The organism is Chloroflexus sp. (assembly GCF_034435895.1).
Taxonomy (GTDB): Bacteria; Chloroflexota; Chloroflexia; order Chloroflexales; family Chloroflexaceae; genus Chloroflexus.
On the sequence record NZ_DAOTWH010000181.1, the window covers coordinates 1 to 7,714 of the forward strand.

The following is a 7,714-nucleotide window of genomic DNA, read 5'->3' on the forward strand; positions in this document are numbered from 1 at the left end:
CCTACGGCGACGAGCCATTTCAACAAGGTCGCCTCACCCAGTGCCGGCGGCAACGTGATGGGCTGTTGGTGCATGAGCAAGCTCCATTGCTGCTGAAGATGCGGTAAAGGCGACGCGGCGCGTCGCCCTATTCCTTCGCTGACGACTCCGCTCACCCCGCTTGCAATGCCTTGGCCCAGAAGGCATCGACATTTTGGCGCAACAGTTGATGTTCGGGGTGGGCCAGTTCAGGATCATCATTCAAGATCGCTTCGGCCAGCCGGCGCGCTTCGGCCAGCAGCCGAGTATCGCCCTGTTGGGCCATCTTCAGGTCGGGTGTCCCGCTCTGGCGCGTACCGAAAAACTCACCCGGCCCGCGTAGTTGCAGATCGATTTCGGCCAGCTTAAAGCCATCGTTGGTTTGCTCCAACGCCGCCAACCGCTCTTTCGATTGCTGGTTGTCGCTATCGCTGATCAGAATGCAGTAGCTTTGGTGACTGCCCCGCCCCACCCGGCCCCGAAACTGGTGCAACTGGGCCAAGCCAAACCGCTCGGCGCCTTCGATCACGATCGTGGTCGCGTTGGGCACGTCGATGCCAACCTCAATCACCGCCGTCGCCACCAGTATATCGTACTGGTGATCGCGAAATGCGCGCATCACCTCATCTTTTTCGCGCGCCGGCATCTTGCCGTGCAACAAGGCCGCTCGCAAATCGGGAAAGACCTCGTGTTGCAAGCGCTCGTACATCTCTTCGGCGGAAGGGAGATCGAGCTTCTCGCTCTCTTCGACCAGCGGGCAGATCACATATACCTGCCGGCCTTCGGCCACCTGCTTGCGGATGTGGCGATAGGCTTTTTCACGTTCAGACCGACTTATCCGGCGAGTGCGGATCTCTTGCCGGCCCGGTGGCCGTTCGTCAAGCACCGAGACATCGAGGTCGCCGTAGATGGTCAGTGTTAGGGTGCGCGGGATAGGGGTCGCCGTCATCACCAGCATGTGCGGGTTGCAGCCTTTGTTCTTCAACCGCAACCGCTGCTCGACGCCGAAGCGGTGCTGCTCATCAACCACCACCAAGCCCAAATTGGCGAACTGCACCGTCTCGGTGATCAAGGCATGGGTGCCAATCACCAGATCGATCTCGCCGCGCGCAATCCCTTCCAGCACCCGTCGCCGTTCGCGCGCACCCAAACTGCCGGTGAGCAACGCGACCCGCACTCCCTGCCCCTCCATATCCTCTTCGGGAGTCATGCCCAAAATTGCTACGATCTCGGTCAGCTTGGCCGCATCATCAGGATCGAGCAAGGACCGCCAATCGGCTTGGTGGTACGTCTCGGTAGGCGTGGTTACCGCCGCCTTGCGCGGCACCCGCACCCGGCTGAGTAACTGTTTGAGATTCTTGGCGTGCTGTTCGGCCAAAATCTCGGTGGGAGCCATCAGCGCCCCCTGAAAACCGTTGGCGACGGCTTGCAGTAACGCCGCTGCCGCCACCACCGTCTTGCCGCTGCCGACATCACCCTGCAACAAGCGCGCCATCGGCGACGGCCGCTGCAGATCGGCAAAGATCTCACCGATCGCCCGCTGTTGGGCAGCGGTAAATTGAAACGGCAACCGGCGCTGCAACTCGGCATGCACCTGCATGTCGATGGTAAACGGCAACCCCAGCTCTTTCTGCCAGAGCCGTTTGCGCTGCAAGACGCCGAGCTGGATGAAGAGAAACTCGTCGAAGCCGAGCCGACGACGAGCGGCGGCCAGCGTCTCGTGCGAATCGGGGAAGTGAATCTGGGCCAGCGCCTCACCAAGCGGCAACAGTCGCGCCTGTTCGCGGCGGTGCGGCGGCAGATGATCATGCACCCGCGGCGCCATTGCATCGATCACGTGCTTGATAAAGCGGCGGGCCTGATTCTCGTGCAAACCCTGCGTGAGCGGGTGGATCGGCACCAGCCGGCCCGTGTGCAAGAGCGCATCAGGATCAGGCGTGTAGCGTTCCCAGCGTGGACTGCTGAACTGGCGCTTGCCGCCGAACACCGTCACCTTCCCGCTCAGCGCAATCGTCTGGCCGACCTTGATCTGCTGCGCGATCCAGCGTTGATTGAAGAAGATCGCTTCAATCGAACCCGTCTCATCGCTCACTTCCACCCGCACTCGCAGCTTGGAGCCGGCGCCGATCGTGCGCACGTCGGTCACTTCACCGATCACGGTCTCTTCGGCGCCAAGCTGTAATTCGCTGATCGAACGGCGGCGGCTGACATCATCATAGCGGCGGGGAAAGTGGTAGAGCAGATCGCGGATGGTCACGACGCCAAGCCGGCGAAAACCTCCCACGAGCCGCAGATCAACTCCACTAATCTGTTCGAGCTTAGCATCAAGATCCAGCTCAGCCAGCGGACGCTTCGGCATCGGCGCCGCCCGATTGCGCACTTGCCGCGTTGCCATGCGGCGGGGAGCAGGAAGCGCCGGTTCAGGCGCCGGCGCGGGTTCCGGCGAATTGGGGGCAGGCCGGAAGAGTGACCGCAGCTCTTCGATCGCCGCGGCCAACGCCTGATCGCGTTCAGCGAGCGTCATACCGTCGTACCCCACCAACCACCCGATCGCGCGTTGCACCGCCGGCAAGCGCGCGGCGCTGCCAGCAGCAGCCGACCAGTGCCGGAGAAACGCCAGCAAACCGTCATCGATCACCCGATCAGCGCACCCATCACGGCGCTCGGCGGCCAATACCTTGCCGAGCGCCGTCACCTGCTGTCGCTCAACCTCGGTCATGCCTCATCGAAGCCTTCAAACACCGTCACCGCCATCGCGCCGGGGCCAAGCCGGGCCGCAATCGCCGGCCCCATTCGCGACACCTGCACCCGATCGCGCGGAAAAATCGGATCGAGCTTCTCGAGCAACTTCTCGACATCTTCCGGCGTGGTGGCGTAATGAATGATCACATCTTCGACGTGAGGGAAATCTTCGACAAAGGTGAAGAGACCTTCAATCGCCTTGGCACGGGTGCGCGTGCGCTCGTAGGGCACAATCTCGCCCTCATCGAGGATCATGAGTGGCTTGATCCGCTGCATCGAACCAATGAGCGAGCCGCTAAACGTCAAAAGCCCGCTCTGCTCAAGATATTCCATCGTATCGACGAAAAAGGCGCTGTGGGTATGGCGAATAGTCTGGCCGATCAAGTCGCTCACCTCAGCGGGCGACATGCCATCGCGGATGGCACGAGCGGCGGCAATGGCGACCGACCCCTGCCCCATCCCGGCTAGCTTGCTATCAATCACCTCAATGCGCGTATTTGAGGCCGGCAGCCACGCGCAGGCAGTTTGCGCCTCGCTCAGAATGGATCCGAGCCGGTGGCTGAGGTGGATTGAGTACACATAGTCATAGCGACCAAGCAGGCTACGGTAAAGCTGCTCGAAGACCGTCGCCGACGGTTTGACGATCTCAACCCGATCGTGGCCATTGAAGAGCAGATCATAGACCTGATCTTCGCTAATATCAATTCCAATCCGATACAGCCGATCGTCGATCTGCGCCAAAAGCGGCACAACTTCGATCTCAAGGTCGCGCGCCACCTCAAACGGAATGTCGCTCGCGCCGTCAGTAATGACTTTCATCAGTGCCATGGTCTGCCCTATGGTACGGAGCGGTTTGCCAAAGCGGATACAATATGGTATAGTCTCGCAAAGTGTGACTATTAAAGAGATGTACGTTTCGGAGCGTAGTCCTATGGCAAAATGTGAACTCTGCGGCAAACAACCTTCATTTGGTCACAATGTCAGCTTCTCAAAGCGCCGGACCAACCGGATCTGGCGGCCCAATATCCAGAAGACGACGTTGATGGCACCCGGCGGCCAGCCGGTGCAGGTGCGGATCTGCACCCGCTGTATGCGCACACTGGCCAAGACGCGCTAAGGTGCGGTTCGGCATCCATTAGGAGAGGCCAGTGCCCAGCAGGGACGCTGGCCTCTGCGCTTTTGCTCATTATAGCCGATACGCTAGCGCCGCGCAAACCATCAAGATAGCGGGCACGTCCAAAACTGGGCCAACAGCTGCTCGCCTTTTATACCGTCACGGTAGGCTTGGGCTGCCGCGCGCAAATCAATTGCGCAAGCCGCCTTCGCATCTGGCGACTAGAGCGTGATCTACACCGATGTGTCGGAGGCAAGACTAGGCACGCTATCGATGGTGTTCATAACAAGGCCGAGCTGATCGCCTAAGGCCGCGTGATCAGCCAGATTAGCAACGTCCAATGTCACGCCAACCCTCTCTGATTGCCTCCCAAACCCTTCACCGTACCGCGGCTGGTCACGCATACTTCACCAAAACCGCTGGCCGACACCTCACGCGCTCCAATACCGGCTGCCGCCAATGCTTCATGCACTGCCTGCGCATCGTCAGGCAACGACCGGGTCGCCCACTGAAACCAGCACGGCGCATTGGGGTCTTCAGGCCTGAAGGGCAGATCGGAGAGATCACACACGCCGAGCAGCATCACCAGCACTGCCAAGAGCACCATTGCGCGTTTCATAACCAGCTCCGTTGCTGAATGAATCCTGCTTTCAGCGTAGCCAGAGCGGTTACAGGTATCCGCTGAGTGTCTGTTTCCGCTAAAGCAGGAGATTGCTTCGGTCGGGCGCAATCCAGCTCCGCTGGAAGCCATCCCTCCCTCGCAATGACAGATGGGCGTGCCCCGATCTCGCCGCAAAACCCTACCAGCAAAAAAGCCTCATCGCCGGAAGGTTATGGTCTTCCAGCGATGAGACTTCCCATTCACTTATTCGTTCCCCATTCGTTGTCAATTAACCAAACCGGCCCGAAATATACTGTTCGGTGCGTTCGTCTTTCGGGTTTTGGAAGATCTGCGAAGTAGGGCCATACTCAATAAGCTCACCGGCGCGATCGCGATCCATCAGGAAGAAGGCGGTATAGTCGGATGCGCGCGATGCCTGCTGCATGTTGTGGGTCACGATAATAATCGTGTAGTTCTGGCGCAGCCCGAACATCAACTCCTCAATTTTGAGGGTCGAGATCGGGTCAAGCGCCGAACAGGGCTCATCCATCAAAATCACTTCCGGCTCGACGGCGAGGGCGCGGGCAATGCAGAGACGCTGCTGCTGGCCACCCGACAGCGACAAGCCATTCTGATTGAGCTTATCCTTCACCTCATCCCACAGGGCTGCGCCGCGCAACGAACGCTCAACAAGTTCATCCATTTCGCGCTTCGACAGCTTCCAGCCATTGATCCGCGGGCCGTAGGCCACATTCTCGTAGATGCTCTTGGGGAAGGGGTTCGGCTTCTGGAACACCATCCCAATCCGGCGGCGGACATTGACCGGATCGACTCCCAGCGCATAAATATTCTCGCCATGGAAGAGAACCTCACCCTCAACCCGCGCCGAAGCCACCAGATCATTCATCCGGTTGAACGAGCGCAGTACGGTACTCTTGCCACAGCCGGAAGGGCCGATCAGCGCTGTGATCCGGTTCTTCTCGATCGCTAGATTGACGTTCTTTACCGCGCGAAACGAGCCGTAATAGACGCTCATATTGCGCGCTTCAATTGCGTTCGGATTGCTCCGATCCATCTCATGAACGATTGTCATTGCGTACCTTCACTTACGCTTAATAACGCTTCTGGTAACGATTGCGCAGATAGATTGCCAGCGCGTTGATCGTCAACAAAATGGTCAGCAACACCAAAATACCGGCTGCTGCGAGCGCGCGGAAATCATCATTTGGGCGCGACGTCCAGTTAAAGATCTGGATCGGCAGCACGGTAAAGACATCGAAGAGGTCACGCGGCAAGAAGGGTACGAAGGTCAAGGCGCCGATCGTAATCAGCGGCGCCGTTTCGCCAATCGCGCGCGAGACGGCCAGAATACTGCCGGTGAGAATGCCGCCGATCGATTGCGGCAGCACGACATTCCACACCGTCTGCCAGCGAGTAGCGCCGAGAGCATAACTAGCTTGGCGCAGACTAGAGGGCACAGCTCGGATAGATTCACGGGAGGCGACGATAATAATCGGCACTACGAGCAGCGCAAGGGTCAACGCCCCAGCTAAAATGCTGCGGCCAAATGCAAGCCAGCGCACGAAGACTTGCAAGCCCAGCAAGCCGTAGATGATCGACGGAACCGCAGCAAGGTTGCTGATATTGATTTCAACTAACTGGGTAAACCAGTCGTCTCTGGCATACTCTTCAAGGTAAATCGCCGCCGCCACACCGAGCGGAAAGGCGAAGAATATCGTCAAAATAATAGTGTAGAGTGTGCCGTAAATTGCTGCTTTCGCGCCGGCTCGCGCCGGAAAGCGCGAGTCAAAGTTATTGAAAAACTCCCACGTCAGCCAATTGGTGCCACCGCTGAAAATCCCTGTCGCCTTATTCACGACATCGAGAACCAACACCAGCAGCATGCCCAAGCCGAAGATGATGCTAAACCATCCTAATACGGTAAGAATTTTACCCTTGAAATGGCGCCACTTCAGATTGCCGCTGCCACGATCAACGCTCGTCTCTACCATCCGAGCTTTCACGCCAAGTTGTTCTTGTGCAGACATTAATCGTAGACCTCCCGGAACTTACGCACCATCCAGTAGCTGAAGATATTCAGCACGAAGGTGAACAGGAAGAGCGTAAAGCCAACCGCGTAGAGCGTGTGGTAGCTCAGTGAGCCGTACGGCGTGTCACCTAAGCTGACCTGCACAATATACGAAGTCATCGTCATCACTGGTACTGTGGGATCAAACGTCAGCCGCGGGTTTTGACCGGCGGCAATTGCGACAATCATTGTTTCGCCGACGGCGCGCGAGAAGGCGAGCACAATCGAGGCAATGACACCCGAAATCGCTGCTGGCAAGATCACATGCACTGCCACCTCGAAGCGGGTGGAGCCAAGGCCATACGCGGCTTCGCGTAACGAGTTGGGTACCGCCGAGAGGGCATCTTCACTGAGCGAGGCCACAATCGGGATCAACATCACCCCCATGATAAGACCAGCGCTTAACGAGTTAAAGATGCTGAGGGTAGGAATAAAATTACGCAGCAGCGGGGTCAAAAAGGTGAGGGCAAAATAGCCATACACCACCGTGGGGATGCCGGCCAAAATTTCCAATAACGGTTTGACCGCACGTCGTACCCGATCATCGGCAAATTCGCTGAGAAAGATAGCAGCAATCAAGCCGAGCGGCACCGCCACTACCATCGCAATCACCGACGTAAGCACCGTCGCCGATACCAGCGGCCAGATGCCAAACCGTTGGTTGGCAAAGAGCGGCGTCCATTCAGTGTCAGTTAAAAACTCAATGATCGAAACTTCATTAAAGAACGCTATTGTTTCAAAAATCAGTGAGAATACGATACCAGCAGTGGTAAAAATTGAAATGGCTGCTGCTAGCCACAGAATAATTTGGAGGACTTTCTCGCCAATAGCACGAACCGGATTGATAGGCTTACGGAGATCGGTAACTGCCACAAGCATCTCCTTTACGGTGCGTTCATTCCCTATCTAGCCTACCATAAAGGCGCAGGATGGGCAAGGCTGCTTGCCCATCCTGCAACCCCAATCGTATTACTTGTCCAAGTAGCGGTCGAGGGTCAGGCCAACCTCTTCACCCTCTTTCACCAACGTGCCGAGAACGCGGTCATTGAAGCGCTTGGCAATCGCGGTGTACAACTGCTTCGAGAGCGCCACGTAGCCGATCTCCGGCGTCTGGATCTGAGCCGTGAACTGCTCGCCGAACACATAGTTC

At 57.8% G+C, this 7,714-nt stretch carries 7 protein-coding genes and 1 pseudogene; 1 reads left to right on the forward strand and 7 read right to left on the reverse strand.

The window, feature by feature from the left end:
• Positions 1-151 precede the first annotated feature (151 nt).
• Entirely contained in the window at positions 152-2,737 is a 2,586-nt protein-coding gene (recG, locus tag U9R81_RS10720) for an ATP-dependent DNA helicase RecG (protein ID WP_322495447.1), read from the reverse strand.
• Positions 2,734-3,588, reverse strand: coding sequence for a DegV family protein (locus U9R81_RS10725; protein ID WP_322495448.1), 855 nt, complete (start codon positions 3,586-3,588; stop codon positions 2,734-2,736). Before U9R81_RS10725 ends, recG begins: the two co-directional genes overlap by 4 nt.
• Positions 3,589-3,691: 103 nt before the next feature.
• On the opposite strand from U9R81_RS10725, the gene rpmB reads away from it, so the two are divergent.
• On the forward strand, positions 3,692-3,877 hold the full coding sequence (gene rpmB, locus U9R81_RS10730; protein ID WP_066789540.1) for a 50S ribosomal protein L28: 186 nt from the start codon (positions 3,692-3,694) through the stop codon (positions 3,875-3,877).
• A gap of 340 nt (positions 3,878-4,217) precedes the next feature.
• Here rpmB and U9R81_RS10735 read toward each other — a convergent pair whose 3' ends face one another.
• From U9R81_RS10735 to U9R81_RS10755, 5 genes and pseudogenes are all read right to left on the reverse strand, one after another.
• Positions 4,218-4,493, reverse strand: coding sequence for a hypothetical protein (locus U9R81_RS10735; RefSeq protein WP_322495449.1), 276 nt, complete (start codon positions 4,491-4,493; stop codon positions 4,218-4,220).
• Between the two features lie 271 nt (positions 4,494-4,764).
• A complete protein-coding gene (gene pstB / locus U9R81_RS10740; protein WP_322495450.1) occupies positions 4,765-5,568 on the reverse strand; it encodes a phosphate ABC transporter ATP-binding protein PstB in 804 nt (267 codons plus the stop codon).
• A gap of 19 nt (positions 5,569-5,587) precedes the next feature.
• On the reverse strand, positions 5,588-6,523 hold the full coding sequence (gene pstA, locus U9R81_RS10745) for a phosphate ABC transporter permease PstA (RefSeq protein WP_322495451.1): 936 nt from the start codon (positions 6,521-6,523) through the stop codon (positions 5,588-5,590).
• Positions 6,523-7,437 (reverse strand): phosphate ABC transporter permease subunit PstC, encoded by a 915-nt coding sequence (gene pstC / locus U9R81_RS10750; RefSeq protein WP_322495452.1) that lies wholly within the window; start codon positions 7,435-7,437, stop codon positions 6,523-6,525. The genes pstA and pstC overlap by 1 nt, the downstream gene beginning before the upstream one ends.
• 96 nt (positions 7,438-7,533) lie before the next feature.
• Positions 7,534-7,714, reverse strand: a pseudogene (locus tag U9R81_RS10755) (hypothetical protein); the annotation flags it as partial.